This window comes from Vibrio sp. S234-5 (assembly GCF_000960595.1).
Taxonomy (GTDB): domain Bacteria; phylum Pseudomonadota; class Gammaproteobacteria; order Enterobacterales; family Vibrionaceae; genus Vibrio.
The window spans coordinates 209158-235614 of sequence record NZ_JZAM01000360.1; the positions used below are offsets into that span (position 1 = coordinate 209158).

Sequence of the window (26457 nt, forward strand, 5' to 3'; positions counted from 1 at the left end):
AACTCAATCTCTAATAGGTAATAGCAATTAACCGATAAAACGATAAACGGCTAAACTTCAGACACAAAACCTCGAATTGTTCGCACTGCGTTTGCATGCGACTGAACTTAGGCTAGAATTCTCATTTTGACAAAAACAGTAAAGGAACAGCGCATGATCACCCTGCACACAAATTTTGGTGACATTAAGATTCAATTGAACGAAGAAAAAGCACCGGAAACCAGTGCGAACTTCCTACAGTACTGCCGTGACGGTTTCTACGACAACACTCTGTTCCACCGTGTTATCGATGGTTTTATGATCCAAGGCGGCGGCATGGAATCGGGTCTTCGTGAAAAACAAACCCGTTCACCGATCAAAAATGAAGCGAACAACGGTTTGAGCAACAAAATCGGTACTATCGCGATGGCACGTACCATGGAACCGCATTCAGCCAGCTCACAGTTCTTCATCAACGTAAACAACAATACCTTCCTGGATTTCCGCAGTGAAAGCCTAGATGGTTGGGGCTATTGTGTATTTGGTGAAGTGGTTGAAGGCATGGATGTGGTAAACAAGATCAAAGGTGTGAGTACTGGTTCTCGTGGCATGCATCAAGATGTACCACTTGAAGAAGTGATGATCACAAGCACCACTATCCACGCGTAATCGCTCGCGGTATTTTCAACACGAAGAGTTGATGGGGAGGCAATGCCTCCCCTTATTTCTATGACGACACTATTTATTTCAGACCTGCACCTTAGCCCCGCACGCAGCGACATTACCGAGTGTTTTGTCCGTTTTATGCGTGATGAAGCGCCTCACGCGGATGCCCTTTATGTCTTGGGCGATCTGTTTGAATTTTGGATTGGCGATGATGACCAAACGCCGTTTGCCAATCAAATTCGCATGGAGTTCAAAAGGTTAACCGACAGCGGCGTTGCGGTTTATTTCGTGCAAGGGAACCGTGACTTTCTGTTGGGTAAGCGCTTTTGCAAACAAACGGGCATAACGCTGCTGGCAGACGTCACTACCATAGAGCTATATGGGCGAAAGGCGGTAATTTTACACGGCGATACTCTTTGCACCGATGATGTCAGCTATCAAAAGTTTCGCCATACCGTGCATCAGCCTTGGTTGCAATGGCTGTTTAAACGCATTCCTTGGATGATCAAAAAGCGTATTGTTGCCAACGTCCAGTCCGGTGTTCGCGACGACAAGAGCCATAAGTCACTTGAGATTATGGACGTCAATCAGGGAGAAGTCGAAAAGGTGATGGCGCAATATCAGGTGACACTGATGATTCATGGCCATACCCACAGACCTAACGTCCATCACTTCGAAAATGCGCAAGGTCAGATGACACGTATTGTGCTTGGCGACTGGTATCAACAAGGCTCGGTTTTACGTGTCACAGCAGAACAGTGTGAGCTGCAAACTCGACCATTCAACGCTTAAGAGGGAACCAAAAGTAAAGAGATGACCGGGTTAGCAAACTGTCGTATTGAGCATAGATCTTTTGTTAAAAGTCGCTATCATCAAGACAAACTCACATGCGTTGATCAGATTAAGTAAACCACTTGAAGTATTCATACGTTGCACGACAGCCCATTCTAAACCGGAATAAAAAGACGATTGGCTATGAGCTCCTATTCAGGGATGGACCGAAAAATACCTTTCCTGAAGTTGAGCCGGAGTTAGCAACCAGCCGTCTGCTGTCCGACCATTTTTTGTCTACCCATTACAGCACGTTGGGCGACAAACTAGGTTTTGTTAATTTTCCCTATCAAAGCCTGCTCAATCTCGTCCCTACCCTATTCCCCAAAGAAAGCTTAGTGGTAGAGATTTTAGAAGATTGCCCACCGACGGATGAACTGCTTGAGGCGGTTAAAACGCTGCACCGTGCAGGCTATCGCATCGCTTTGGATGACTTTGTGCCGAACCGTGCTTGGAAACGCTTTCTGCCTTTTATCCACATTATTAAATTTGATATCCGTATCGTCCCGATTGATAAAGCGGCAGTCTATATTGGCTCACTCGCCCGCCTTAATATTGAATTCTTGGCAGAGAAAGTCGAAACCTATCAAGAGTATGAACAAGCGATCGAGGCAGGCTTTCATTATTTTCAAGGCTACTTTTTTAGTAAGCCAGAAATGATTCAGAAAAAGAAGCTCAACCCTTCATTTCTCACCGTAGTGCAACTCTGTAAAGAGATCGCCGACGAGCCGATTGATTTTAATGAAGTAGAACGGCTATTTTCCATTGATGTGACGCTCTCTTACAAGCTGATGACTTATGTCAACTCAGGTTATACCTTGGCGGCGAAAATTAAGTCGTTTCGTCAAGCGCTGATTTACCTTGGGGAAGATAGATTACGACGTTTTATCTCTTTGGTTGCGGTGGCATCGGTACAAGAGGATAAGCCGGATTCGCTCTACGCGCTCGCTGTGCAACGCGCTCGAGCTTGCGAACTATTACTTGGGTACACCAAAGCGCAGTACGATCCTGGTCAGGCATTTCTGACTGGTCTATTTTCACTTTTAGACTCCCTGCTTGACCAACCGCTCAACGACATCCTTAACGACATTCCGGTCGATGAAGAAGTCAAAACTGCCCTTATCGAACGAGAAGGATTGCTTGGCTATCTACTCTCGATGATCATCGCTTACGAACAAGCGGATTGGGAGTTGGCCAGCAGATATCAACAACAGCTCGATATCAGTGAAAATCAGTTGTGCAAAGCTTACAGCCAAGCGACCAGTTGGACACAAGAACTGCTTTCGCAAACATCGTAATCGAGTATACTGCCACCAGCCCTCCTAGCGAGGGCTTTGTGTTTCTATTTTAGCTGGATACCGTTATGTCTTTATGCCCTTGTGGTTCTCAACTCACCTATCAACACTGCTGTGAAAAAGCGCACCGTAATCATAGTAATGCGACAACGCCGGAACAGTTGATGCGCTCGCGCTACACTGCTCATGTGTTGGGTTTGGTCGATTACGTTGTGAAGACCTACCACCCAAGCTGTCATGCCGAAGAACAGCGCGAAGGCATCGCTGAATCCATTGAGAATGATTGGTGCAAGCTTGAAGTGGTCAAAGCAGAAGCGGGAAGCAACAAGAACGAAGGTTTTGTCGAGTTCAAAGCTTACTTTAAGGAAGACGGCAAGCAATATTGCTTAAGCGAACGCTCACGTTTCGTTAAAGAAGAGGGGCTTTGGTACTACATTGATGGCACGTTTCCAGACGAAGAAGCCGAGCCAGATCCGCGTCTTAGTCAATCCATTAGCAGCTTGAAAGTCGGGCGCAATGATCCCTGTATTTGTGGCAGTGGCAAAAAGTTTAAGAAGTGTTGTGGGTGAGAGTAGGTTCTAGGTTCTAGGTTCTAGGTTCTAGGTTCTAGGTTCTAAAGCCCGAGTGTACCAACTCTCGCTAGGTTGTTGAAATGAGGCGTTCCCGTATTCAGCACACTAAGTATTTGATATCCGACAGCAATCACTAACTTCAATGAAGTGCGCAAGAGCCCCTGCGCACTCTATCTAGGATCCGAGGACCTATGGACTAGGACCTCGTCTCTCCCTTACTTGTGGCGCTCTTTGAGCTTGTTGATCACATCACTCAGCGACAGGCCTTGATCTTGCAAAAGCACCAACAGGTGATAAATCAAGTCGGCGGATTCACACACTAACTCCGCCTTATCGCCCGACGTCGCCGCAAGCGCGACTTCAACGCCCTCTTCGCCCACTTTCTGCGAAATACGTTTGGTACCGCGAGCGTATAAACTGGCGGTATAGGAAGAGTCAGGATCGGCACTCTTGCGGGCAGCCAGTAGCTGCTCAAGTTGATGAAGCCACACCATTTGTGACTCCGCTTGCGCATCGCCATCCCAACACGTTGTCGTGCCAGTGTGACACGTCGGCCCAATCGGGTTCACTTTGACCAGCAAGGTATCACTGTCACAATCCAACGCGATGTTCACCAACTGCAAAACGTTACCTGAGGTTTCCCCTTTGGTCCAAAGGCGCTCTTTAGTGCGAGAGAAAAACGTCACTTGCCCTGTTTCACCCGTTTTTGCCAATGCTTCTTGATTCATGTAACCCATCATCAGCACTTGGCTCGATTGAAAATCTTGTACGATGGCTGGCACCAAACCGTCGACTTTCTGCCAATCAATCCGTCCCTGCAGGGCGTTCACGTCTGCTGTACTAAAACTCATACTCGTACCTCAATACCCTGTTGTTTTAAATACTGTTTCAGCTCACCGATATTAATGATCTGTTTGTGAAATACCGATGCCGCCAGCGCGCCGTCCACATTGGCTTTTTGGTACGCTTGCGCGAAGTGCTCCATTGCACCTGCACCACCAGAGGCAATCAACGGCACCTTACATACTTCACGCACCATGTTGAGTTGCTCAATATCGTAGCCGTTACGCACGCCGTCTTGGTTCATCATATTCAACACAATTTCACCAGCGCCGCGCTTTTGCACTTCTTGTACCCAGTCTCGGGTTTGCCACTGAGTCGCTTTAGTGCGCGCTTCATCACCAGTGAACTGATAAACCTGATATTGGCCAGTTTCTTTGTCGAAATAAGAGTCGATGCCAACCACAATGCACTGAACGCCAAATTTATCGGCAAGGTCGGTAATCAATTGCGGATTGGCCAAAGCGGGCGAGTTGATCGACACTTTGTCAGCGCCAAATTCAAGAATGCGTGCTGCGTCTTCGGCTGATTTAATCCCACCAGCGACGCAGAAAGGAATGTCGATCACTTCGGCAACGCGAGCAACCCAGCTTTTGTCGACCACGCGACCATCGCTGGAGGCTGTAATATCGTAGAACACCAGCTCATCAGCGCCCTCTTCTGCGTAACGTTTTGCCAGAGGAACGATGTCACCAATGATTTCATGGTTACGGAACTGAACGCCTTTCACCACTTGCCCATCACGGACGTCTAAACACGGAATTATGCGCTTTGCCAACATGCAAATGCCTCCTCTGCGCTGAACTTGCCATCGAGTAGCGCTCGACCAACAATCACTCCCGCCACACCGCTGCCTTTCAGTGCTTCAATATCCGCCAGTGAACCGATGCCGCCAGACGATTGAAACTGCACTTGTGGGTACTGTTTGCACAAATCCACATACAGTTCAACATTGGAGCCCGCCAAGGTGCCATCGCGGGAAATATCGGTACACAGTACGTGTTGTAGACCCACCGTCAGGTAGTCATCAATCAGCGCTTCGATGGTGACGCCTGAATCTTCCTGCCAACCGGAAATCGCCACTTTGCGCGTGCCGTCTTGGTCGATATTGATGTCTAGCGCCAGCACAATTTTCTCCGCGCCGTATTTTTCCATCCAACCTTTTACTAATTCAGGCCGTTTTACTGCCGTAGAACCCACCACGACACGCTGCGCTCCTGCTTCAAGCAGATCCACCACGTCTTGTTCTGTGCGCACACCACCGCCGATTTGAATATGCGCTGGCGTGCTAGCAAGCAGTTTGGCAATCAAATCAAGTTGGCGCGCCGAGGTGTCTTTCGCGCCCGTTAAATCCACCAAATGCAGCCAGTTGGCACCCGCTTGGTGGTACAAGTTAAACTGCTCTGCAGGGTCGACTTTGTATTCTGTCACTTGGCCGTAATCACCCTGATAGAGGCGAACGACCTGTCCTTCAATTAAATCAAGAGCTGGAATAATCACACTCAATCCCTTTTATAATTCTAAGAAGTTTTGTATCAGCTTCGCGCCCGCTTTTGAAGAACGCTCTGGGTGGAACTGCACGCCGTAGTAGTTACCACTTTGCACTGCGGCGGTGAACGGGTTACCGTACTCACATTCGGCAATGGTGTAGCTACCGACTGGCATCGCAAAGCTGTGGACAAAGTAAAAATACTCCCCTTCCTCGATGCCTTTAAACAGAGGATGCCCATTTTTCGCCGACACGGTATTCCATCCCATATGTGGTAGCGGCAAATTGCCCGTTTCAAGCAGCTTCACTTCGCCATCACAAAGGCCAAGGCACTCAACCAGTTCGTCCGCTTTTTGGCCTTTTTCTTGAGAAACCTTACCCAAGAGTTGCATGCCCAAGCAGATACCGAGCAGCGGTTTTTCTACCTTCTTAACAAGATCAATCAGATCGCGCTCTGCGAGGTTTTTCATCGCTTCACTCGCGGTGCCTACGCCCGGAAGGAACAGCTTGTCGGCAGAGAGAACCACTTGCGGCTCTCTGGAAATCACCACATCGTAGCCGAGACGTTCAATGGCAAATTTTACCGAAGAGACGTTAGCACAGCCTGTATCAATAATAACCACTTTCTGTTGTGTCACGGTTTTCTCTCCTTTAAAGCACGCCTTTGCTGCTTGGCAACTCGGTTCCTTCCACTTTAATCGCTTGGCGCAAAGTGCGACCAAACGCTTTAAATAAGCTTTCTATGATGTGGTGATCGTTGTCACCCGAGGAAGAAAGATGCAGTGTGCAAGCTAAGGTATCAGTGAGCGAACGGAAGAAATGCACCACCATCTCGGTGGAGAGATCACCGACCTGCTCGCGGCCAAATTTCGCGTCAAATTTCAGGTATGGTCGACCAGAGAGATCCAAAGCGCACTGCGCCAAACATTCGTCCATTGGCAAGCTGAAACCAAAACGGCCAACACCACGCTTATCACCCAGCGCTTCTTTCAATGCCTGACCAAGCGCCAGTGCGGTATCTTCGATGGTGTGATGATCATCGATATGCAGATCGCCTTGCACTTGACACACCATTTTAAATCCGCCGTGTGTGGCGATTTGATCGAGCATATGATCGAAGAAACCAAGACCAGTAGAGATCTCATTACCGCCTTGCTCATCAAGATTAACCGCCACTTTGATGTCGGTTTCTTTTGTGGTGCGAACTACCTCAGCAACGCGCGCTTTCAAGGTGAGATCTTTCAGGATCTGTTTCCAGCCCATATTTTCTGGGTGGTATTGAATACCGCGAATAGCCATATTTTCTGCAAGTTGGAGATCCGTTTGACGATCGCCAATCACGTAAGAATTCTGGAAATCCACTTTCCCGGCCTGTAAGTACTCTTTGACTAAGCCAAGCTTAGGTTTGCGACACGAACAGTTCTCACGCTCAAAATGGGGGCAGATCAATACATCATCGAACTTTACGCCTTGAGATTCGAAAATCTCCATCATCATATTGTGTGGTGCGTCGAAATCTTCCTGCGGATAGCTGTCGGTCCCCAAACCATCTTGGTTGGTCACCATCACCAAGCGGTAGCCTGCCGTTTGCAGCGATAACAGACTTGGAATAACAAATGGCTCCAGTTTCAGCTTATCTAGACGGTCTACCTGAAAATCCACCGGTGGCTCGACAATCAAGGTGCCGTCTCGGTCGATGAAAAGAATTTTTTGTTGCTTGCTCACGCTCACTTCCTTATTTTTGACCCTAAGTCCATGCTGGCTCAGGGCGATGCATTCTGCTTTACGAGTAGTAATTGCGAATAAAACCGAGTGTTTTCTCACACTCTTCACGATTACCAACACTGATCCGCACACAATCCTCAATCGGTGAATTGCGCAGGATAATTCCAGTCTCCCACGCAGCTTTAAATAGCGCATCACCATCAGGGAATTTGACTAACAAGTAGTTACCCCAGCCTTCAAAGACTTGCAATCCTGGGATCATAGAAAGACCAACTTGTAAGTAGGCACGGTTGGCGTTCAAATCGAGGACTTGGTATTTCGCACGCGCTAAGCCAGCCTCAGATAGCGCCTGCATGGCAATTTCCGCCACTGGCACGGGCACCGGATAGGGAGCAATCACTTTGAGCAATACGTTGATTAGCTCTTCGTTGGCCAACGTAAACCCACAGCGCAATCCTGCCAAGGCAAAGGCTTTGGAAAGGGTACGCAAAATGGCTAAGTTCGAATATTCACTCATCAAATTCACTGTCGAAGCTTCAGGACAAAAATCGATGTAGGCTTCGTCCATCACCACAATCGCACGATCTTTGGTCATCTCAAGCAGGGTAATAATGTCTTCGCGTTTGACCAGATTGCCAGTCGGATTATTTGGGCTACAGACAAACACCAGTTTGACCTTATCCAAATTAGCTTCAATCTCGTTGAGATTGAGTTGCCAATCCGCCGTCAGCGGCACCGTTTTACGCTCTACACCAATCGTTTCCGCGCTGACCGAGTACATGCCGTAAGTCGGCGGACAATAGAGAATCGCATCTTGTCCCGGCTCGCAGAACGCCCGGATCAACAACTCGATGCCCTCATCAGCACCGCGAGAGGTCAAGGTTTGCTCAGGCGCTATTCCGGCATACGCCGCATAGGCGGCAATCAGACCTTTCGGCTGGCACTCACTATAACGATTCAAGCGGGTAAAATCGGTACGATATTCATTGTCAAATGGCGATTCATTGGCGTTAAGCCACACATCACCGCAGCCACCGATGCGACGCGCTGAGAGATAAGGGGTCAGTTGTTGCACACTTTTACGCGCTAATTTTTCCATTTTTTCTTCCTTATCGACGCGACTGTAATTTTTCAACACGAATGGTCACGGCACGTTTGTGCGCATCCAACCCTTCGGCTTCGGCCATAGTGACGACGGTTGGCGCTAAGTTTTTCAGCCCCTCCGCAGAGAGCTCCTGAACCGTCATGCGCTTAGAGAAATCGGCCAACCCTAAGCTTGAGTAGGTTCGAGTGTAACCATAGGTTGGCAGCACATGGTTCGTGCCAGAGGCATAATCCCCAGCCGATTCTGGCGACCAATCGCCAAGGAAGATGGAACCCGCATTATCAAGTAGCGGCAGCAGCTCACGCGGCGCTTTGGTCTGCACAATCAAGTGTTCTGGCCCGTAGTAGTTGGAGATAGAGACCGCTTGAGTGAGCGAATCGGCAATGATGATGAGGCTCGATGCCAACGCTTTTTGCGCGATCTCGGCTCGGCTGAGCTGTTTGAGCTGACGCTGAACCGCATCGGTCACTTTATCGGCGATCACCACAGAAGGGGTAACAAGAACCACTTGAGAGTCAGGGCCATGCTCTGCTTGGCTAAGCAGGTCAGCAGCAATAAACTCCGCATCCGCGGTATCGTCTGCGATCACCAACACTTCTGATGGGCCTGCTGGCATATCAATCGCTGCACCGCGAAAATCTTTGCTGACCTGACGTTTCGCTTCAGTGACATAAGCATTGCCGGGACCAAATATTTTATCGACTTTGCTAACCGTTTCCGTTCCGTAAGCCATCGCGGCTATCGCTTGTCCGCCACCTAGGTTATACACCTCGTCGATATTACACAATTTGGCAACATAGAGAATCTCGTCCGCAATTGGCGGCGGAGAACAGAGCACCACTTTACGACAGCCGGCTATTTGTGCCGGCACACCCAGCATCAAAACCGTGGAAGGCAGTGGTGCGCTGCCGCCAGGAATATACAAGCCCACTTTTTGGATAGGACGAGTCACTTGCTCGCACACCACGCCAGGCTGAGTTTCTACTTTAATCGGCGTGGGTTTCTGTGCTTTGTGGAACTTATAAATATTGTCATACGCTTGCTGCAGCGCTTGCTTCATCTTTTCCGAAAGGCGCTCTGCTGCCGCATTAATGTCTGCGGTGCTGACACGAAGCGATTCAGGTTTGACTCGGTCAAATTTTTCGGTCAGCTCAAACAGGGCCGCATCACCGTCTTGACGTACTTTCTCAATCACAGCGGTTACCGCAGCGGTGATGTTCGCGCCTTCCGCCATTGCTGGTCTTTCGAGCAGTGAATCTTGCTGCGCTTCACTGAGTGACTGCCATACAACCGTTCTCATGCTGCTTACTCCATCATTTTCTCAATTGGCAGTACTAGGATAGAACTCGCACCGAGTTCTTTCAGCTGTTCCATGGTTTCCCAGAAAAGGTTTTCTGAACTCACCAGATGTACCGCCACTCTTTGTTTTTCCGCGGACAGCGGCAGTACCGTTGGATCTTCCGCACCAGGAAGAAGTGCTTTTACTTGTTCTAGCTTATCCACAGGTGCGTGCAACATGATGTATTTAGACTCTTTTGCTTGCTGAACCCCCTGCATACGAGTCAGCAGTTTTTCAATCAGATTTTGTTTGTCCGCATCAAATTGCCCAGCACGTTGGATCAGCGTCGCTTTGGATTGGAAGATGACTTCAACCTCTTTCAAACCGTTCGCCTCTAAGGTGGCTCCAGTGGAGACCAAATCGGCAATCGCATCCGCCAGACCTGCGCGCGGAGCTACTTCTACCGAGCCGGTCAGCATACAGGTTGAAAATGGCACGCCTTGCTCATCCATGTAAGCTTTGAGTAGCTGCGGATAGGTGGTCGCAATACGTTTGCCTGCTAAATCTTTGGGGCCGTTGTACACCGCGTCTTTATCCAAGGCAATCGATAGACGACAACCGCCAAAATCTAAACGTCTTAGTGTTTCGAACTCACACGCGGTCCCGGTCGCTTTGCGCTCCAAACGCACCTCTTCCAAGACGTTTTCACCGATGAAACCGAGATCCACCACACCATCCATGATTAAACCTGGGATGTCGTCATCACGAACTAAGAGTAAGTCGATAGGCATATTTTCAGAGTGAACCACGAGGCGCTCACCCATGATGTTGAACTTAACACCGCATTTTTTCAGCAGCAGTTGGCACTCTTGGCTCAAACGGCCTTTTTTCTGAATGGCGATTCTTAAACGTTGTGTTGGCATGACATAATCCCTGTGCTTCAATTTGAAATAGTTAAACCGTTGAAATTAAAAAACCCTCGGAAGATGTTGGTCTCCCGAGGGTTTAAAATCTGCATTCGACGATTTTCACCTCCGGAAGATTCCTGTCTCCCGGGTATGCGCTCATCTCCCGAAAGACTAGGCTGGGTGATGATGGTGATGAATGTTCATTACAAAAATGCGCATACTTATTTGCTCTTTACGTCGTTCACTTTGTTGCTAACCACACTAACCAAGCTGTGGAAATTTTGCAATAGTTTATTTTCAAAAATGACCAATTTGTATATGACAAATAAAATGGGAGGCTAACGCCTCCCATTTTATTTTCTATAAATCATTGAGTTAAGCTTTCTGCAAGGTCACTCTTTTGGATTTAGACATCCAAGAAAACACCGCGCACACCACGATGAAAGCGGCACTCGCAGCGGCCAGAGAGAGCGTTACTGACGCCGTCATGCCAAGCGCTACAAAGCCGATACACGAGACAAGTGCAACAGCAAGTGCATAAGGTAACTGAGTCGCGACATGGTCAATGTGATTACAACGCGCACCGGTCGATGACAAAATCGTGGTATCTGAAATCGGCGAGCAGTGATCACCAAAGACCGAACCAGCCAATACTGCACTCAACATCGGCAGCATCAACGCGATGTCCGTCGCCCCCGCCATATCACCAGCGATTGGCAGCATGATGCCAAACGTGCCCCAAGAGGTGCCGGTTGAAAACGCCATCAAACCGGAAAGCAGGAAGAGAATCACAGGTAACCAATGGGAATCAATATTGCCTTGCGCCATCGTCGACAAGTACGAGCCTGTTTTCATGTCGCCAATCACCGAGCCGATAGTCCAGGCAAACACGAGAATCAAAATCGCGCCAAACATTGATTTTGCGCCAATCCACAAGGTGCGAGCAATTTCGACCAATGCAAGGCCCTGTTTTAGCACGGTGAACAGCGCTACTGCTAGGCCGACTAAGCCTCCGTAAATCAGCGAAGTGCCAACATTCGTGTTTTCAAATGCCCCCAAAAGATTAAACGCTTTACCATCTGCAGCCAGCGCTTGTGCGCCGGTATAAAGCATCGAAGCGACGGTGGCAATAATCAGAGCAACGATGGGTAAGACAAGATCGGACACTTTCCCTTTTTCGCTTTCACGTATATCCAGCTCTTCGTCAATTTCATGTGCTTCTTTAAGATCGGTTTCCGCGTCATTGTCGAATCCATGGCCTTGCGAAGCGGCAATTTCATGCTCACGCATCTTACCAATATCAAGGCCAAACCAAGCGACAGCAAACACCATCAGCAAGGCAAAGATCGCGTAGAAGTTCATTGGAACCAAACGCAGGTATGCCCCTAACGCTGAATATTCAGTGATTCCATGTGAAACCAGAATGCCACCGATGATGGTCATAATGTACGCACCCCAGCTTGACGCTGGCATCACGACACACATTGGCGCTGCGGTGGAGTCAAGAATGTAAGCCAGTTTGGCGCGAGAAACGTAGAATCGATCGGTGACTGGGCGAGAAATTGCGCCCACAGCCAAGCTGTTAAAGTAGTCATCAACGAAAATAAAAACGCCTAAAAATGCGGCAAGAAGTTTAGAACCGCGCTTACTTTTTACTCGCGATTGTGCCCATTCGGCAAACGCACGAGTACCCCCGGAAAGAGTGAGTAACGCTGTGGTCATACCGAGTAGCAAAAGGAAACCCACAATACTCATATTCCAAGTATTGAGGCCGCCATCTTCAACGAAAACGGCCGATACTTTTTCACCAACATAAGTCGCCGCGTTGATTACAGAGTAACTGTTGAGCAAAATCGCTCCGAGAATAATACCGACGCCCAGAGAAACCAGAACCTTGCGGGTTAATATCGCCAAGGTAAGAGCCACTATTGGCGGTAGTAAAGAAATAGGAGATGTAGAAAAATCTATTAAATTCATGATCTTCAAAAACCAGTTTTTGGTTAGAGATCTACTGCAGAACAAACCGTCAGAAAAATTTCCGATGTTTTTGTTGAACTAAGCGACAGGGAAGTGAACACTTCACCCAACCCTACAGTAGCGCTCCATAGTTTATACATAAAAGACTATGGCAGTGTTGTTCCTATTCGAATACAACACCAGCAAGCCGCTTTGATATGCAACTTACTTCGGCAACTTACACCTTTCACTATTATTCATTGGCATCACCCCAATAATAGTTACTCTTTGTCGTTGCGCCTCTACGGCGATAACTTATTTTTAACCATTTATTGTTTATAAAAACAACAAAGCAACTAAGTTATCGCATCAGGTAGGCGTCATTGTACTCATCCTCATAGGCTTTGCAATACATCTGTCTAAAAACATCACCTAATAAAACAAGGGAAAATGCCCACGATATGTATCCAGTTGCGTCACGATGTTTAAATTGAGGTGGAATTTTTATCACGCTCAACTATGAATCGTAGATGTGAATTACACTTAATGCATAACATTTGTCACAGAAATTCGCACGATTAGCAAGTGCCTATAGCAAAGCTGTGGGATATAAAGTTAGTAACGATTAAACAATAAAAAAAACACTATAAATATTGCTTATATCGTATTTAGCGTTAATATTAGCAACGTAAAGAATTTATTCTTATTCGTTTTATCTGAACCTCGATATTATTATTGCGATGTCGACTTACTTAACATAGGAAAGGTTATGTCGGAACTAACAAAGACTCTACTTAATATTCGTAGCCTACGTGCTTACGCAAGAGAACTCACTTTAGAGCAACTAGAAGAAGCATTAGACAAACTGTCAACGGTTGTTGCTGAGCGTCAAGAAGCGGAAGCGGAAGAGCGTGCGGCAAAAGCTGAACAAGAAGCAAGACTGGCTGCAATTGCAGAGCAGATTGCAAAAGATGGAATTGACGTTGATGCGCTTATCAGCGCGCTTTCTGGCGAAACCAAAAGCAAGAGCAAAGGCAGTAAAAGTAAACGTGCTCCACGTCCTGCCAAATACAAATATGTTGATGTGAACGGCGAAGAAAAAACTTGGACAGGCCAAGGTCGTACTCCATCAGCAATTCAAGCGCAGTTAGATGCAGGTAAATCTCTAGAAGATTTCGAAATCTAATCTTAGCATTATATAAAAAAGGCTCCTTGCGGAGCCTTTTTTATTTTCTATTTAACGTTCCCAATACGCTTCTTCTAAGCTATCTTCCCGTTCTGGTAAGCCACGTGACAAACGAGGTGAGTGCTGAGCAAGAACTTCATAACTGGCACGATTTGCATACTTACACACTTGAGAAAAAGATGAATAAGTGAGAAATTCGTGCACATGCTTGCTTGAGTTGGGCACATTCTCTTTGTGGTATTTATTCGCTGCCATATCGTGCAACACCGCAGAAAGTGCCGCATCGCCCGCACCATTGGTATTTTTAATTTTCTCAGGGCCCCCCATATATGGTGAAATATGTGAGTAAACCTTAATCGGGTTTTCACATGACGCCTTTCGCGTCGGGCGACTAAATTCATAGCGATTAAACTCAGCAATACAGCCAGGCAAAAGAGGCAGTGATGTTTCACGTTTTGCACTCTCTTCGGAATAACCCGCCATAAATAATCCAAGCGGCCCCGCCGTACACAATACCAAGTCTGCCCAGTCGAGAGTTTTATCTGAAGCAGCAAGCGGATCGCTTTCACCGGTTAATGCCTCGGCTTCATCTTCATTCATCGCTACTACCGTGACATGATCATGAATAAATGATTGCCAAAACTGCGGATCTTCCTGAATAACAAACTTAGTGCCAAGGGTTAGTACAACGGGCACATGGTATTTTTTCGCGTATTCGATCGCTTTCATTGTGGCTTCCGGCATAGGATCGCCTTCCTTACAACGAATCAAATAAGCCGTCAAAACCAAGGCAGATGCTTTTTTAAAAATCTTTTCAGGGATACTTTGCGGCTTTAGCTGATTCATTTGACCTTCGCTGATCGCGAACGTTCGTTCACCGTCTTCGGTAATTAGCGCAAAACAGCGACCTATTGCTCCATCCACACCCTGCAAGTAATTTAGATCCATACGGCTGGATGTATTACATAAATAACGATAACCGTAGCTGCCAATTTTAATATCTTGGCTCATGACACCGAGTAGCGTTGAGCGATCATCGGCCAATACAGAGTAATTATGCAATGTATTTCCTATCGTCCCGCCCGCATATTCGTTGGTAATCAAATTCTCTTGTTTTAATTGCTGATAAAGTGCTTCTGCCGTTTGGTCATCAATAACCAATGAGTGACCTTTACTCAGACCGTATTTCTCAATCACCTCTGACGTCACTTTCGCTTCAATATCCACCAAAGTTTGGTCAATACCGATAACATGTGTACGCGTCATTCGTTTGCTTTCCTGCGCTTGGCTCACCAGCGGATCGCGGGCATGTACAGGAAAATAATGCTTTGATTTGCGTTGTCCGGGAAATTTCATAGTGCTCGTCTGAGTAAGGGGTTAAAAAAGAGAGCGGATTCTAACCTGCTGCCTAACCAGCGGCAATAAAGGCAATTATAGCAAACGTTTGCTCTGCTCTTTTTCTTTTGCGTGCGATTATTCCCCTTCCATAAAGCCAAGATCGGGTAGCTGATCGAGATGCTCGGCGTAACGTTTGAGATTAAATTTTCCTTCATTTCGCATCACATCAAAAATCTCAATTGAAACGGCGCATGCCATCATCGCAATGGCTTCCTCACGCGAATGGCCAGTCATCATTAAACGCATCAAGGTTTCTTTCACTTTAACTGGGTTGCCATCTTCGAGTTGATTTTCGATCACTTCAATCAATTCTGCTTCTTCTATAAACTGGTTTTCGTTACTCATAGGCTCTGTTCCGATTTGAAATTTGGCTCACTATGCCACAGTTCGCTTTTCTCTACGCACTCTATTCTCTTTTGGAGAACTATTTTGCGGAAAAATTCGGCAAAACGATTTGTGATTGCCGTCGCGGATCTGTTGCCGCTGTGTGCTTTCTGTTAGAATCTGCGTCCAGTTAATTGAAGTGGTGTTAAGTAATGTCTGATAACAGCCAAAAGAAGGTCATCGTTGGCATGTCCGGCGGTGTAGATTCATCGGTTTCTGCCTATCTCCTCAAGCAACAAGGCTATCAAGTCGAAGGCCTGTTTATGAAGAACTGGGAAGAAGATGATAACTCTGAGTATTGTACCGCAGCCGAAGATTTAGCGGACGCTCAAGCTGTTTGCGATAAACTTGGCATTCACCTGCATACGATTAATTTTGCCGCAGAATATTGGGACAACGTGTTCGAATATTTCCTTGCCGAGTACAAAGCAGGTCGAACGCCAAACCCAGACATTCTTTGTAACAAAGAAATTAAGTTCAAAGCCTTCCTTGAGTTTGCCGATGAAGTTCTTGAGGCAGACTACATTGCGATGGGTCACTACGTGCGTCGTACTTTCCCCGCTAACGGTGAAAAGCCGCAAATGCTGCGTGGTTTGGATGGCAATAAAGACCAAAGTTACTTTCTGTATACCCTGAGCCACGACCAAGTGGCGCGCAGCCTTTTCCCGGTTGGTGAACTGGAAAAACCCGAAGTACGCCGTATCGCTGAAGAACAAGGTTTGATCACTGCGAAGAAAAAAGACTCGACCGGTATTTGCTTTATCGGCGAACGTAAATTCACCGATTTTCTTAGCCGCTATCTGCCTGCCCAACCGGGTAACATTGAAACGCCAGAGGGTGAAGTCGTTGGTCAGCACCAAGGCCTGATGTACCACACCTTGGGCCAACGTAAAGGCTTGCACATTGGTGGCCGCAAAGGCGGTGGCGGTAATGAAGAGCCTTGGTTCGTCGCCGAAAAAGATCTGAAACGCAATGTGCTCATCGCCGTACAGGGGCAAGAGCACCCGCTATTGAAATCTGAAGGCTTAGTCGCCTCTCAACTGCACTGGGTGGATCGTGAGCCAATTCGCGAAGTGATGAAATGCAGCGTAAAAACTCGTTATCGCCAGCAAGATATTGCTTGTACAATCATTCCTATTGATGATGACAACATTAAAGTGATCTTTGATGAGGGGCAAATTGCCGTGACTCCAGGGCAATCGGCGGTTTTCTATCAGGGCGACGTTTGCCTTGGTGGCGGTATCATCGAAAAACGCATTCCATACACTCAAGCTTAGGAGACGTTACGTGGCGAATACACTTTATGACCGCACTATCGCTTTTGCTGGCATGTGCCAAGCTGTAGCACTGGTTCAAGAAGTGGCGAAAAACGGACATTGTGATCAAGATGCCTTTGCAACGTCGATGAAAGCCATCGTGAATACCAATCCAGCGAACACACTGGATGTGTTCGGCCATGAGCAAAGCCTCAAATTGGGGTTGGAATGTCTGGTCAAAGGCATCGACAGTACCCCTTCTGGCAACGAAATTACTCGCTATCTGATCAGTCTGATGGCCTTGGAAAGAAAGCTGGTACGTCGTAACGATGCGATGGCTCAGCTCGGCGACAGAATCCAGATGTTACAGCGTCAAACCGAGCATTACGATCTCCTCGAAGAGCAGATGATCAGCAACTTGGCGAGCGTTTATCTTGACGTAGTGAGTCCCATTGGACCACGCATTCAGGTAAACGGCACCCCTTCTGTGCTGCGTCAAACCGCCAATCAGCATAAGGTTCGGGCACTACTGCTCTCTGGTATTCGCTGCGCCGTATTGTGGCGTCAGGTTGGCGGCAAACGTCGCCACTTGATTTTCGGTCGTAAGAAGATGATCGAACAAGCCCAAATTCTCTTGGCCAGAATGTGATTGTTTAGCTCGCGATAAAACGCGAGCTAACTTTTTCGGGCTAAAATAAACTCCGCGCAAACGTTTGCGCAATATTCGTGACAATTGCCACAGTTATTGGTATAACGCTCACAAAATTTAGAAACCCAATTCAGGAGAACATCATGGAACTGTCAGCATTGACAGCTGTTTCACCAGTAGACGGCCGTTACGGAAGTAAGACGATTGCATTGCGCGAAATCTTCAGCGAATACGGTTTACTTAAGTACCGTACTATCGTTGAAATCCGTTGGTTACAAAAGCTTGCAGCAACCGATGCAATCAAAGAAGTCCCAGCGTTCAGTGCCCAAGCTAACCAATTCCTTGATGACATCGCGGCAAACTTTTCTGAGCAAGATGCGCTTCGCATTAAAGAGATCGAGCGTACCACCAACCACGACGTTAAAGCGGTTGAATATTTCCTAAAAGAAAAAGTGGCGAGCGTGCCTGAACTGCACGCAGTGAACGAATTTATCCACTTCGCTTGCACCTCAGAAGACATCAATAACACCTCTCACGCTCTGATGCTCAAAGAAGCACGTGAGACCGTGATTCTACCGGAAATCCGTAACCTGATTGACGCCATCAAAGCGTTGGCAGTGGAATATCGCGACATCCCTTTACTTTCTCGTACTCACGGCCAGCCAGCTTCTCCATCCACCATGGGTAAAGAGATGGCAAACGTGGCGTACCGTATGGAGCGTCAATACAAGCAGATCGAGAATGTTGAAATCCTAGCGAAAATCAACGGCGCGGTTGGTAACTACAACGCTCACCTTTCTGCTTATCCAGAGCTTGATTGGCACAAATTCTCAGAAGAGTTCATCACTGAGTCGCTTGGCGTGACTTGGAACCCATACACAACCCAGATCGAGCCACACGATTACATCGCTGAGCTGTTTGATGCTGTAGCCCGTTTCAACACCATTTTGATTGACTTCGATCGTGATGTTTGGGGTTACATTGCCCTTGGTCACTTCAAACAAAAAACCATTGCTGGCGAAATCGGTTCTTCAACTATGCCGCACAAAGTGAACCCAATCGACTTTGAAAACTCGGAAGGTAACCTTGGTCTTGCCAATGCCGTATTCGGTCACCTAGCGCAAAAACTACCCATCTCTCGCTGGCAACGTGACCTAACTGACTCAACGGTTCTGCGTAACCTCGGTGTCGGTGTCGGTTACGCCATCATCGCCTACACCTCTACTCTTAAAGGCATTAGCAAGCTGGAAGTCAACCGTGAGGCACTTTTGGCTGAACTGGACAAAAACTGGGAAGTTCTGGCTGAGCCAGTACAAACGGTGATGCGCCGTTACGGCATTGAAAAACCATACGAGAAGCTGAAAGAGCTCACTCGTGGTAAGCGCGTAGACGGTGAAGCGATGCGTCAATTCATCGACGGGCTGGAGCTTCCAGAGCACGAAAAAGCGCGTTTGAAAGAGATGACGCCAGCGAACTACATAGGTCAGGCGATTGAGCTGACTGATAAACTGTAAGTCGCTCAGTGTTAAAAAAGGTTGATGTTTTTGCATCAACCTTTTTTTGTTCACCAAACTTTATTATTGCTTTTGGAAAAAGAGAGTAATCGTCCCTACCTCGATACCAAACTTCTTTATTTTGGTTAGATTGAACACGTGCTTGTCATCTTGACGATACAACCAATCGTCAAAAGCAACCGTCACCGTGCCGTCATCCATTTTCAGTTCAAAGTCGTACTGCCATTGCAGTGCATTACCCTGCTCGGCGCCGTGAGCCACACCAATAATATCGTCAGCTTCTCCTTGATACTGGCCATTCGCTAGACGGGTGATTGTCCAGATGCGCTGGTCGAGTTCGCCATCATCAAACACGAAGTCTTCCACCAGCGTAAGTTGGTTACCAGTGACTTGGCCGACAATAGTGACCTCGAATCGCCGCGTCTGCTGGCCACTGAAGTCTTGTACCATACCCCATGCGTGTGTCTTTCCTGCAAAATAGCCAAAAAGGTCAAAAGTCGGCGAGGTTGCTTTGTACTGGGTGAGATCCGTTGAACACGCACTCAACAAAAAACACAAGCAGGTGATCAGCCAGCTTTTCATCCCATTCGCTGTCAATGTCAATGTCCATTTCATCGGCTTACCTGCCCTATCAGTTGTTGACGAAGCTGCGGATAATTACTCTGCGGCGATAACCAAATGGATAAAAAAGCGTCATTGAGCTCTTCATCGGCCACATAGCCAATCACTTCGTACTCACTTTGTGCCAAGCGTTTAAACATCAATTGCCCAGTTTGCCCGTCGGTCAAATAAGTAAGGCTATCACCCGCTTGAACATCCGGAAAGAGCTCACTGAGTACTGCTATCCAACGTTGTTGCGCCGCTTTAGCAAAACCGAGTTTTTGCCACTGCTCCTGCGTTGCTTTGAGCAGATCTTTTTGGCTGATATCGCGCAGGTAATTGATCTCCAGTGCTAATGGATGAGGGCTGACATCCGCCCCCTCTTCAAAACGCCCAGTTGAGGTCAAAAGGCGGGACTGGTAGATATCAAAAAACAGCCAGCTCAGCTGCGCCTCGCCAACGGTACGCCATTGTCGCCAATTCTGGGTATCAGCACCGCTCAGTTGCGCTTTCACCGGCAACGCAGCACTCGCCAACACGCACATCATTGCAATCAGAGTTTGCTTAACACGCGCTTTCACGAACGAAATTTTCATTGTCGTATACCTTGAGTATGCAAAACGTTATCACTATCCACTGCATCAACAAAATGAGAGAGGTCATCAAAAAGCCGTAACCAAACTGCACCGCGCCCAACTGCTCACCCGCGATGTAACTCAACGCTCCTGCGACGCCGCCAATCGCGCAGACTTGCGCGCAGCGAAAGCGCTTGAGAACCAAAATGAGCTGACTGGCATACCAAGCAAACAGCCACCACAAGCAGACCATCCACAGCGGTAACGCATCGGAGACAAAGTTGAGCAGCTCAACTTGCTGATTTATGCTGTCCAACACTGTGCCACTGATGGCAACTATAGCGATGCTTTTCAGCTGCCGAGGCTGGGTTTTACAGTTCCATAGCAAGGTGGCAATCACATAACCGAGCGCCACCCACTGCCAAGTCTCTTTGCCGAGCACGCACAGAAACCAACCAAGTTGGAACCAAGTCGAGACAAGCAACAATCGCATCATGCTGGCCGCTGAAAAGTCATGTGCACTGTGCTGATGGTGCGTGCTAAAAAGCCCCCTTCACAGTAGCTCAGGTAGTAACGCCACATGCGAATGAAGCGTTCGTCATAACCCAAAGCACGCACTTCAGTTTCGGCTTGATTAAAACGACGGTGCCACTGAGCCAAGGTTTTGGCATAGTCGAGGCCGATATCGTAAAGATCCCTCAACAGCAAGTCGCTATGTTGTGTCGTTGCCTGAGCCAACGAGGTCACGGAAGGCAAAAAGCCACCGGGGAAAATGTATTTCTGGATGAAATCGACGTTATCGCTGTAGTACTCATAACGCTGATCGGCGATGGTAATGGCCTGAATCGCCATCAGACCACCAGGTTTCAGCAGTGATTGGCAGGTCTTGATGTAAGATGGCAAGTACTGCTTACCTACCGCTTCAATCATTTCAATCGAAACCAGTTTGTCGAATTGACCGCACAGATCGCGATAATCTTGCTTGAGCAGCGTGATCTGCCCAGACAAGCCAAGCCTATCGACCTGCTGCTGAGTGTATTCATATTGCTGCTCGGAGATGGTGGTAGTGGTCACCTTACATCCGTAGTGCTTAGCCATGTAGACAGCCATCGCTCCCCAGCCTGTGCCAATTTCGATCACGTGGTCACTGGGCTTGAGTTTCAACTGTTGGCACAAACGATCCATCTTATGGATTTGCGCTTGCTCTAAGCTGTCGGTCTCCTGCTGAAAAATCGCCGACGAGTAGAGCATATTTTCATCTAGAAAAGCACGATAGAGATCGTTACCAAGATCGTAGTGCGCATGAATGTTCTTTTTCGAGTTTTGCTGGGTATTGCGATTTGCCCAGTGGGCCATTTTATACACCAGCTTGCTCAGCCAGCTGCTTTGCTCTTCCAAACCGTCTAAGGCCGCTAAGTTGAGGGCCATCAGCTTCATCAGAGCCGTCAGATCCGGGCTGTCCCACCAACCGTCCATGTAGGCTTCTCCGGCAGCAATACTGCCACCGCGTAACACACGCGAGTAAAAGCCGGGATGTTTGACTTCGATCGTCGCAACGACATTTGCCCCAGAGTGATCGTTACCCGTGGTACCAAAACGCTCGCTGCGTTCGCGACTCTCAGTATGAAAGCTTTCAATAACGGTCAGAGTGCCCGTTTCCATCTTCTGCAGACATTGGAAAATGATTCTGCGCGCCGCCTTTTGCGTGGTAGAGAGTTGACGAGGCATAACCATGGATGACGTATTTAGCATGCAGAATTCTCCTTGTGCTTTTTATTTTTTGTCTCTGTTGCTGACGTTTGCTTATCTGAGTGCGAATCAGACTGGTATTTAGGATGGGAATAAAAGGGCGCCCCTTTTAGCCACAGCTTTAACGCATGCCAATAAATACCGAACACCACTTTTACTGTCTGGCTCGGCATTTTGATCAACTGCATCAACAAGTTTCTGCTGTTGAATGGCAACGCTTTCATCGCCATGGTCGCATCGAAGTGTTTTTCGCCTTTGTGGCACTCAAGATGAACACTCAAGTGATCACAAAGTGGTTTCAGCCGCCATTGATATTGTTGATCAAGCGGATTAAAAGGCGACACATGGAACGCTTTTTGTTGCGTCCAACCATATGTTTCATCGTCTTGATTGGCAGACACCACATAGTAGTGGCGCTCATTCCACGGAGTATTACTCACTTCCGCCAACATATAGCGCCAATTCCCTTCCGCGTCATGCAAGTAATAAAAATTGACCGGACTGAAATAGAGCCCGAGATAACGTAGATGACAAACTGCGATCACTTTGCCCTGGCAATCCACCCCAGTCAGTTGGCGTACTTTTTCTTGCACCGCCGTTTTCAGATCGCCGCTGCCTAGGTAGTCACTGCGTTTCCATCTTGCCCAATGCCACCAGCGCTGGCCAAACCCCCAAACGGACTGCTGCAATGTTTCCAGTTCATCGAGATCAATCGCGGGCATAAACAGTGGGTAATTCAACGCGTGTTGTACCGGCGTAAAGCGCCTATGACGCACTGTGCCGACGTACAGCTGACTTTGGGTTGGGCTTGCCATATCATGCCGCTCCTTTGCGCTGCGCTTCAGATTGCGTTGCAGCAGAGATTGCTTTCACCACGTCGATCGCGCTGCGCACGCCGTCTTCGTGAAAACCGTTGTACCAATAGGCGCCGCAAAACCAAGCTTGATGTTGTCCTTGGATCTCTTCGCGACGTGTCTGGGCGGCAATCGACTGAGTGGTAAAGACCGGATGGTGATAGACAAAACGGCGCAGAATTTTGTCTTGTTGAATCGCTTCGCTGCGATTTAGCGTGACGCAAAACGTGTGCTCTGATTGGATATGCTGCAAAATGTTCATGTTGTAAGTCAGTGCAGGCAGGCGCTGCGCTTCTTCGGCATGACCATCTAAAAAATAGTTCCATGAGGCCCAAGCGGCTTTGCGTTTAGGCAATAACGATGTGTCAGAATGCAGTACCACTTCATTGGCCTGGTAGGCCATATTAGACAAAATCTCTGTTTCCGCTGCGCTGGCATCCTGCAACATGTACAGCGCTTGATCGCTGTGACAGGCGAAAATCACTTGATCGAACCACTCCGTTTGCCCATTGACATGCAGTACCACCTTGTCCGCTTGACGTACCACTTTGCTGACTGGGCTATTTAAACGAATCTTATCGGCGAAACCTTGTGTCAGCGGAGGAATATACGCCTTGGAGCCCCCCTGAATCACATACCACTGTGGGCGGTTGGTGATGTCCAATAAGCCGTGATTGAGGAAAAAACGCAAGAAGAACGTCAGCGGAAACGCGCGCATATCAGCCAAGGTCGAAGACCAGATTGCCGCGCCCATAGGCAGAATATAGTTATCACTAAAGTAGTCACTGAAGCTATGTAACTGCAAAAACTCGCCGAGTGTCTGCACTTGCGCTGAGGAATCCTGCGCCGCCTGCTTGGCCAGACGGTTGAAGCGTAAGATTTCGCTGATAAAGCGATAAAACTGTGGCTTAAACCAATTGCGTTTTTGCGCAAACAGCGTGGTGGCGGTGTGTCCGTTGTACTCCAGCCCATTGCTGTCGTTGCGCACACTGAAACTCATCTGCGTCGGCAAGCCTTGCACACCAATTTCGTCCATCATTTTCATGAAGTTGGGATAGGTGCGGTCGTTATAAACGATAAACCCAGTATCAATCGAGTAGTTCTGTCCGTCTTTTTCTATCTCCACCGTGGCGGTGTGACCACCGATATAATCGTTGGCTTCGAACAAAGTGACATCATGTTCTTTGTGCAGGTAGTAACCGCAGGTGAGGCCTGAAATGCCAGTGCCTATGATCGCAATCTTCATGCTTGATCCTTTTTGTTAAACAGCAGTTTTGACGTTAGCCACCTTTGCCATCGATAAGGCAAGCAAGCAATTAAGCGTAGGATGGTGGTAAAGCCCGCAGGGAAATAGAGGTACTCTTTACCCGCATTCAGTTGAGCTCGAATGGATTGTGACGCTTCATCGACCGATATCATCATCGGCATAGCAAAGGTGTTTTTATCGGTCAAAGGTGTTTGTACAAACCCAGGAAAAACCACCGAGACAGCGATACCTTTGGGTTGCAAATCCAGAGCTAAGCTTCTGGCAAAGTAGCTCACTGCAGCTTTCGACGCGCCATAAGCTTCTGCTCTTGGTAGCGCAAGCTCTGAGGCAATAGAGCCAACAATCACTAATCGATGCCCTGCTTGAAAGTGATGCTGGCAAGCCTCAATGCAGTTCACCACGCCCATCACGTTCACATTCATCACTCTTGCCACCAATTTGGCATCTACTACGCCATGGTCGAGGTATTCGCAATCACCAGCGTTGAAAATCCACATACTTGGGGTAAAAGGCAGAGCCGCCAAAGTCTCCTTCGTCTGCTCGTAGTCGGTGACGTCAAATTGCAAGCAGGAAATACGGGGGCTGTATGCCGCCAGCTCATTCAATGCCGCTTGGTTACGCCCACACGCAATCACATCAACGCCACTCGCCGCGTAATCTTGGGCAAGTTTTTTGCCGATGCCTGAAGTCGCGCCAGTAATGAAAACCGCTGTATTCATTGCCCTAGCCTCTTTTTAATCGCCTTAATCACACTGCCGAGCAGCGGTAGATGTTCATAAAGCATTTCGCCAAGATCAAAGTAGTCGCGGTGATAAATCACCTTACCCTCAGAAAAATGCAGATGAGAAACGCCCTGCACTTCAATCGCACAGCCTTTTTTGAGCTTGGGGTGTTGCAGTGTCATGGTCCAGGTAATAAAACCTCTGTCTTCCGCCTGGCAGCGCTCATGAATAGAGAAATCACAGCGAATCACATTGCGATACAAAGCCTGAAAGTAATGGAAGAGATTGGAAAAACCTTCGAGACGATGCGCAGCATCTTCAAAAACCACGTCTTGGTGGTAAATCTGCTCAAGTAAAAACAGATTGTCCTTACTCAAGGTTTGATAACATTGCGCCACCCGTGATACATCCATTAACACCGCCTCCCAGATTAGTTGTACAACTTTTATCTACGTACAAGATAGAACAGCTTACCAAAGTTGTACAAGAATTATTTTGTATAAGTTTGTTGTGCAATTTGATACGCAAAAAAGACGGGTAGAGATCACTGAATACGAAAAAGGCTTGGTTTTTCAACCAAGCCTTGAGTAAGAGAAGATGCACTGGAGTTAGAACTGTCCACCACGCAGAGCAGAGATTCGTTTATCCAGTGGCGGGTGGCTCATCAGCAGTTCAGTCAGCGACTGTTTACCATTGATGCCAAACGCCATCATGGTGCCATCCAGTTTCGACTCTTGGCTGATCTTCAAACGCTCCAGCGCCGCAATCATTTTCTCTTTACCCACTAAGCGAGCCGCGCCTGCATCAGCGTGGAACTCACGGTGGCGGCTGTACCACATGGTGATAAAGCTAGCGAGGAAACCAAAGACCAACTCCAGAGCGATAGAGACACCAAAGTAGACCATCATATTGCTGCCTTCGCCCTCTTCATCGTCGTTTGAAGCCACTAGATTGGCAATAAATCGCGATAGGAAGATAACAAAGGTGTTCACTACGCCTTGCATTAACGTCATGGTCACCATATCGCCATTGGCAATATGGCTCACTTCATGGGCCAATACCGCTTCAGCTTCATCACGGGTCATGTTATGCAACAGCCCGGTTGAAACAGCCACCAGTGAATCATCACGTTTCGCCCCTGTGGCAAACGCATTGATGTCTGGTGAATCGTAGATGGCCACCGTCGGCATGCCAATGCCCGCCTGCTGCGCCTGACGGCTAACCGTTTGCAGCAACCAATGTTCGGTTTCGTTACGTGGGCTTTCAATCACCATGCCGCCAACAGAGCGCAATGCCATGCTCTTTGACATCATCAGCGAGATGAACGCACCACCAAAACCAAACACCGCCGCCATAACCAGTAACCCGGATAGGCTACCCGGTTTCATTCCGGTAACGGCGTAAACAATATTCAACACTAAGCTCAGTACCAATACGACAGCTAGGTTGGTGATTAAGAACAACATGACTCGCTTCATGACTTTTCTCCAGGGAAGCTTTTTACTTTAACGTCAGTGTGATCTGACTTCTTTGACTGATAGATATAGTCTAATTTTTTTAAAACAAGGTTAAGCGATAAATTGCAACATTTGTTTACTAATACATAGTGCGTGATGATGTGCAAAATAAGCAAAAATAATGCATAGTTATTTAAACGA

General features: G+C 47.8%; 28 protein-coding genes, 1 riboswitch and 1 other annotated feature. Of the genes, 8 read left to right on the forward strand and 20 right to left on the reverse strand.

Translation table 11 applies throughout. The annotated features are described in order from the left end of the window. Window positions 1-153: 153 nt before the first annotated feature. The 4 genes from UF06_RS20020 (at window position 154) to UF06_RS20035 (ending at window position 3340) form a co-directional block, all read left to right on the forward strand. Complete coding sequence (locus tag UF06_RS20020; RefSeq protein WP_045571985.1) at window positions 154-648, forward strand: peptidylprolyl isomerase; 495 nt, start codon at window positions 154-156, stop codon at window positions 646-648. Between the two features lie 60 nt (window positions 649-708). Beyond that, entirely contained in the window at window positions 709-1437 is a 729-nt protein-coding gene (lpxH, locus tag UF06_RS20025; protein WP_045571986.1) for a UDP-2,3-diacylglucosamine diphosphatase, read from the forward strand. 122 nt (window positions 1438-1559) lie between these two features. After that, window positions 1560-2774 (forward strand): EAL domain-containing protein, encoded by a 1215-nt coding sequence (locus UF06_RS20030; protein WP_045571987.1) that lies wholly within the window; start codon window positions 1560-1562, stop codon window positions 2772-2774. Between the two features lie 65 nt (window positions 2775-2839). Then, complete coding sequence (locus UF06_RS20035; RefSeq protein ID WP_045571988.1) at window positions 2840-3340, forward strand: YchJ family protein; 501 nt, start codon at window positions 2840-2842, stop codon at window positions 3338-3340. A 218-nt stretch (window positions 3341-3558) separates the two neighbouring features. On the opposite strand, the gene hisIE is transcribed toward UF06_RS20035, so the two are convergent. The 9 genes from hisIE to UF06_RS20080 form a co-directional block, all read right to left on the reverse strand. After that, window positions 3559-4194: a bifunctional phosphoribosyl-AMP cyclohydrolase/phosphoribosyl-ATP diphosphatase HisIE gene (hisIE, locus tag UF06_RS20040; RefSeq protein WP_039432431.1), complete on the reverse strand. Its 636-nt coding sequence runs from the start codon at window positions 4192-4194 to the stop codon at window positions 3559-3561. Then, entirely contained in the window at window positions 4191-4964 is a 774-nt protein-coding gene (gene hisF / locus UF06_RS20045) for an imidazole glycerol phosphate synthase subunit HisF (RefSeq protein ID WP_039429666.1), read from the reverse strand. Before hisF ends, hisIE begins: the two co-directional genes overlap by 4 nt. After that, on the reverse strand, window positions 4946-5683 hold the full coding sequence (gene hisA / locus UF06_RS20050; RefSeq protein WP_045571989.1) for a 1-(5-phosphoribosyl)-5-[(5-phosphoribosylamino)methylideneamino]imidazole-4-carboxamide isomerase: 738 nt from the start codon (window positions 5681-5683) through the stop codon (window positions 4946-4948). Before hisA ends, hisF begins: the two co-directional genes overlap by 19 nt. 12 nt (window positions 5684-5695) lie before the next feature. Continuing rightward, window positions 5696-6310, reverse strand: coding sequence for an imidazole glycerol phosphate synthase subunit HisH (hisH, locus tag UF06_RS20055; RefSeq protein ID WP_045571990.1), 615 nt, complete (start codon window positions 6308-6310; stop codon window positions 5696-5698). A 13-nt stretch (window positions 6311-6323) separates the two neighbouring features. After that, window positions 6324-7397 carry a bifunctional histidinol-phosphatase/imidazoleglycerol-phosphate dehydratase HisB gene (gene hisB / locus UF06_RS20060; protein WP_045571991.1) on the reverse strand — a complete coding sequence of 358 codons (1074 nt, stop codon included), beginning with the start codon at window positions 7395-7397 and terminating at the stop codon, window positions 6324-6326. A 58-nt stretch (window positions 7398-7455) separates the two neighbouring features. Continuing rightward, window positions 7456-8496, reverse strand: coding sequence for a histidinol-phosphate transaminase (gene hisC / locus UF06_RS20065; RefSeq protein WP_045571992.1), 1041 nt, complete (start codon window positions 8494-8496; stop codon window positions 7456-7458). Window positions 8497-8506: 10 nt separating this feature from the next. Further along, the gene (gene hisD, locus UF06_RS20070) at window positions 8507-9802 is read right to left on the reverse strand and encodes a histidinol dehydrogenase (protein WP_045571993.1); all 1296 of its coding nucleotides are present in this window, start codon (window positions 9800-9802) and stop codon (window positions 8507-8509) included. A gap of 5 nt (window positions 9803-9807) precedes the next feature. Beyond that, window positions 9808-10704: an ATP phosphoribosyltransferase gene (gene hisG, locus UF06_RS20075; protein ID WP_045571994.1), complete on the reverse strand. Its 897-nt coding sequence runs from the start codon at window positions 10702-10704 to the stop codon at window positions 9808-9810. 44 nt (window positions 10705-10748) lie between these two features. Next, window positions 10749-10885: a sequence feature (His leader region), on the reverse strand. Between the two features lie 179 nt (window positions 10886-11064). Beyond that, complete coding sequence (locus UF06_RS20080) at window positions 11065-12666, reverse strand: Na+/H+ antiporter NhaC family protein (protein WP_045571995.1); 1602 nt, start codon at window positions 12664-12666, stop codon at window positions 11065-11067. Window positions 12667-12776: 110 nt separating this feature from the next. Next, a riboswitch (Lysine riboswitch) is annotated at window positions 12777-12958 on the reverse strand. Between the two features lie 456 nt (window positions 12959-13414). Here UF06_RS20080 and UF06_RS20085 point away from each other — a divergent pair. After that, window positions 13415-13831: an H-NS family nucleoid-associated regulatory protein gene (locus tag UF06_RS20085; protein WP_045571996.1), complete on the forward strand. Its 417-nt coding sequence runs from the start codon at window positions 13415-13417 to the stop codon at window positions 13829-13831. Window positions 13832-13882: 51 nt separating this feature from the next. Here the strand turns inward: UF06_RS20085 and UF06_RS20090 are convergent, their stop codons facing one another. Both UF06_RS20090 and UF06_RS20095 read right to left on the reverse strand, forming a co-directional pair. After that, complete coding sequence (locus UF06_RS20090) at window positions 13883-15187, reverse strand: inosine/guanosine kinase (protein ID WP_045571997.1); 1305 nt, start codon at window positions 15185-15187, stop codon at window positions 13883-13885. A gap of 117 nt (window positions 15188-15304) precedes the next feature. Further along, window positions 15305-15574 carry a hypothetical protein gene (locus tag UF06_RS20095; RefSeq protein WP_045571998.1) on the reverse strand — a complete coding sequence of 90 codons (270 nt, stop codon included), beginning with the start codon at window positions 15572-15574 and terminating at the stop codon, window positions 15305-15307. A 191-nt stretch (window positions 15575-15765) separates the two neighbouring features. Between UF06_RS20095 and mnmA the strand changes: the two genes are divergently transcribed. From mnmA to purB, 3 genes are all read left to right on the forward strand, one after another. Further along, complete coding sequence (gene mnmA, locus UF06_RS20100; RefSeq protein ID WP_045571999.1) at window positions 15766-16890, forward strand: tRNA 2-thiouridine(34) synthase MnmA; 1125 nt, start codon at window positions 15766-15768, stop codon at window positions 16888-16890. A 10-nt stretch (window positions 16891-16900) separates the two neighbouring features. Then, window positions 16901-17518: a high frequency lysogenization protein HflD gene (hflD, locus tag UF06_RS20105; RefSeq protein WP_045572000.1), complete on the forward strand. Its 618-nt coding sequence runs from the start codon at window positions 16901-16903 to the stop codon at window positions 17516-17518. Between the two features lie 143 nt (window positions 17519-17661). After that, entirely contained in the window at window positions 17662-19032 is a 1371-nt protein-coding gene (gene purB, locus UF06_RS20110) for an adenylosuccinate lyase (RefSeq protein WP_045572001.1), read from the forward strand. Between the two features lie 63 nt (window positions 19033-19095). On the opposite strand, the gene UF06_RS20115 is transcribed toward purB, so the two are convergent. The 9 genes from UF06_RS20115 to htpX form a co-directional block, all read right to left on the reverse strand. Further along, complete coding sequence (locus tag UF06_RS20115; protein ID WP_045572070.1) at window positions 19096-19614, reverse strand: DUF3833 domain-containing protein; 519 nt, start codon at window positions 19612-19614, stop codon at window positions 19096-19098. 29 nt (window positions 19615-19643) lie between these two features. Then, window positions 19644-20177 carry a chalcone isomerase family protein gene (locus UF06_RS20120; RefSeq protein ID WP_045572071.1) on the reverse strand — a complete coding sequence of 178 codons (534 nt, stop codon included), beginning with the start codon at window positions 20175-20177 and terminating at the stop codon, window positions 19644-19646. A 19-nt stretch (window positions 20178-20196) separates the two neighbouring features. Beyond that, complete coding sequence (locus UF06_RS20125; protein ID WP_052702601.1) at window positions 20197-20703, reverse strand: DUF2878 domain-containing protein; 507 nt, start codon at window positions 20701-20703, stop codon at window positions 20197-20199. Then, the gene (locus tag UF06_RS20130) at window positions 20700-21959 is read right to left on the reverse strand and encodes a cyclopropane-fatty-acyl-phospholipid synthase family protein (protein WP_045572002.1); all 1260 of its coding nucleotides are present in this window, start codon (window positions 21957-21959) and stop codon (window positions 20700-20702) included. Before UF06_RS20130 ends, UF06_RS20125 begins: the two co-directional genes overlap by 4 nt. Next, entirely contained in the window at window positions 21953-22771 is an 819-nt protein-coding gene (locus tag UF06_RS20135) for a DUF1365 family protein (protein WP_045572003.1), read from the reverse strand. Before UF06_RS20135 ends, UF06_RS20130 begins: the two co-directional genes overlap by 7 nt. Before the next feature lies 1 nt (window position 22772). Beyond that, window positions 22773-24056, reverse strand: coding sequence for an NAD(P)/FAD-dependent oxidoreductase (locus tag UF06_RS20140; RefSeq protein WP_045572004.1), 1284 nt, complete (start codon window positions 24054-24056; stop codon window positions 22773-22775). Beyond that, the gene (locus tag UF06_RS20145; protein WP_045572005.1) at window positions 24053-24796 is read right to left on the reverse strand and encodes an SDR family oxidoreductase; all 744 of its coding nucleotides are present in this window, start codon (window positions 24794-24796) and stop codon (window positions 24053-24055) included. Before UF06_RS20145 ends, UF06_RS20140 begins: the two co-directional genes overlap by 4 nt. Then, window positions 24793-25212: a nuclear transport factor 2 family protein gene (locus UF06_RS20150; RefSeq protein WP_045572006.1), complete on the reverse strand. Its 420-nt coding sequence runs from the start codon at window positions 25210-25212 to the stop codon at window positions 24793-24795. The genes UF06_RS20145 and UF06_RS20150 overlap by 4 nt, the downstream gene beginning before the upstream one ends. A gap of 195 nt (window positions 25213-25407) precedes the next feature. Then, window positions 25408-26277 carry a protease HtpX gene (htpX, locus tag UF06_RS20155; protein ID WP_039432456.1) on the reverse strand — a complete coding sequence of 290 codons (870 nt, stop codon included), beginning with the start codon at window positions 26275-26277 and terminating at the stop codon, window positions 25408-25410. Between the last annotated feature and the right edge of the window lie 180 nt (window positions 26278-26457).

What these genes read in the sequence shown, in the direction of transcription:
- UF06_RS20020 (WP_045571985.1), top strand. Translation starts at nt 154, where the DNA reads ATGATCACCCTGCACACAAATTTTGGTGACATTAAGATTCAATTGAAC.
- lpxH (WP_045571986.1), top strand. Translation starts at nt 709, where the DNA reads ATGACGACACTATTTATTTCAGACCTGCACCTTAGCCCCGCACGCAGC.
- UF06_RS20035 (WP_045571988.1), top strand. Translation starts at nt 2,840, where the DNA reads ATGTCTTTATGCCCTTGTGGTTCTCAACTCACCTATCAACACTGCTGT.
- hisIE (WP_039432431.1), bottom strand. Translation starts at nt 4,194, where the DNA reads ATGAGTTTTAGTACAGCAGACGTGAACGCCCTGCAGGGACGGATTGAT.
- hisF (WP_039429666.1), bottom strand. Translation starts at nt 4,964, where the DNA reads ATGTTGGCAAAGCGCATAATTCCGTGTTTAGACGTCCGTGATGGGCAA.
- hisC (WP_045571992.1), bottom strand. Translation starts at nt 8,496, where the DNA reads ATGGAAAAATTAGCGCGTAAAAGTGTGCAACAACTGACCCCTTATCTC.
- hisD (WP_045571993.1), bottom strand. Translation starts at nt 9,802, where the DNA reads ATGAGAACGGTTGTATGGCAGTCACTCAGTGAAGCGCAGCAAGATTCA.
- hisG (WP_045571994.1), bottom strand. Translation starts at nt 10,704, where the DNA reads ATGCCAACACAACGTTTAAGAATCGCCATTCAGAAAAAAGGCCGTTTG.
- UF06_RS20080 (WP_045571995.1), bottom strand. Translation starts at nt 12,666, where the DNA reads ATGAATTTAATAGATTTTTCTACATCTCCTATTTCTTTACTACCGCCA.
- UF06_RS20085 (WP_045571996.1), top strand. Translation starts at nt 13,415, where the DNA reads ATGTCGGAACTAACAAAGACTCTACTTAATATTCGTAGCCTACGTGCT.
- UF06_RS20090 (WP_045571997.1), bottom strand. Translation starts at nt 15,187, where the DNA reads ATGAAATTTCCCGGACAACGCAAATCAAAGCATTATTTTCCTGTACAT.
- UF06_RS20095 (WP_045571998.1), bottom strand. Translation starts at nt 15,574, where the DNA reads ATGAGTAACGAAAACCAGTTTATAGAAGAAGCAGAATTGATTGAAGTG.
- mnmA (WP_045571999.1), top strand. Translation starts at nt 15,766, where the DNA reads ATGTCTGATAACAGCCAAAAGAAGGTCATCGTTGGCATGTCCGGCGGT.
- purB (WP_045572001.1), top strand. Translation starts at nt 17,662, where the DNA reads ATGGAACTGTCAGCATTGACAGCTGTTTCACCAGTAGACGGCCGTTAC.
- UF06_RS20115 (WP_045572070.1), bottom strand. Translation starts at nt 19,614, where the DNA reads ATGAAAAGCTGGCTGATCACCTGCTTGTGTTTTTTGTTGAGTGCGTGT.
- UF06_RS20120 (WP_045572071.1), bottom strand. Translation starts at nt 20,177, where the DNA reads ATGTGCGTGTTGGCGAGTGCTGCGTTGCCGGTGAAAGCGCAACTGAGC.
- UF06_RS20125 (WP_052702601.1), bottom strand. Translation starts at nt 20,703, where the DNA reads ATGATGCGATTGTTGCTTGTCTCGACTTGGTTCCAACTTGGTTGGTTT.
- UF06_RS20130 (WP_045572002.1), bottom strand. Translation starts at nt 21,959, where the DNA reads ATGCTAAATACGTCATCCATGGTTATGCCTCGTCAACTCTCTACCACG.
- UF06_RS20135 (WP_045572003.1), bottom strand. Translation starts at nt 22,771, where the DNA reads ATGGCAAGCCCAACCCAAAGTCAGCTGTACGTCGGCACAGTGCGTCAT.
- UF06_RS20140 (WP_045572004.1), bottom strand. Translation starts at nt 24,056, where the DNA reads ATGAAGATTGCGATCATAGGCACTGGCATTTCAGGCCTCACCTGCGGT.
- UF06_RS20145 (WP_045572005.1), bottom strand. Translation starts at nt 24,796, where the DNA reads ATGAATACAGCGGTTTTCATTACTGGCGCGACTTCAGGCATCGGCAAA.
- UF06_RS20150 (WP_045572006.1), bottom strand. Translation starts at nt 25,212, where the DNA reads ATGGATGTATCACGGGTGGCGCAATGTTATCAAACCTTGAGTAAGGAC.
- htpX (WP_039432456.1), bottom strand. Translation starts at nt 26,277, where the DNA reads ATGAAGCGAGTCATGTTGTTCTTAATCACCAACCTAGCTGTCGTATTG.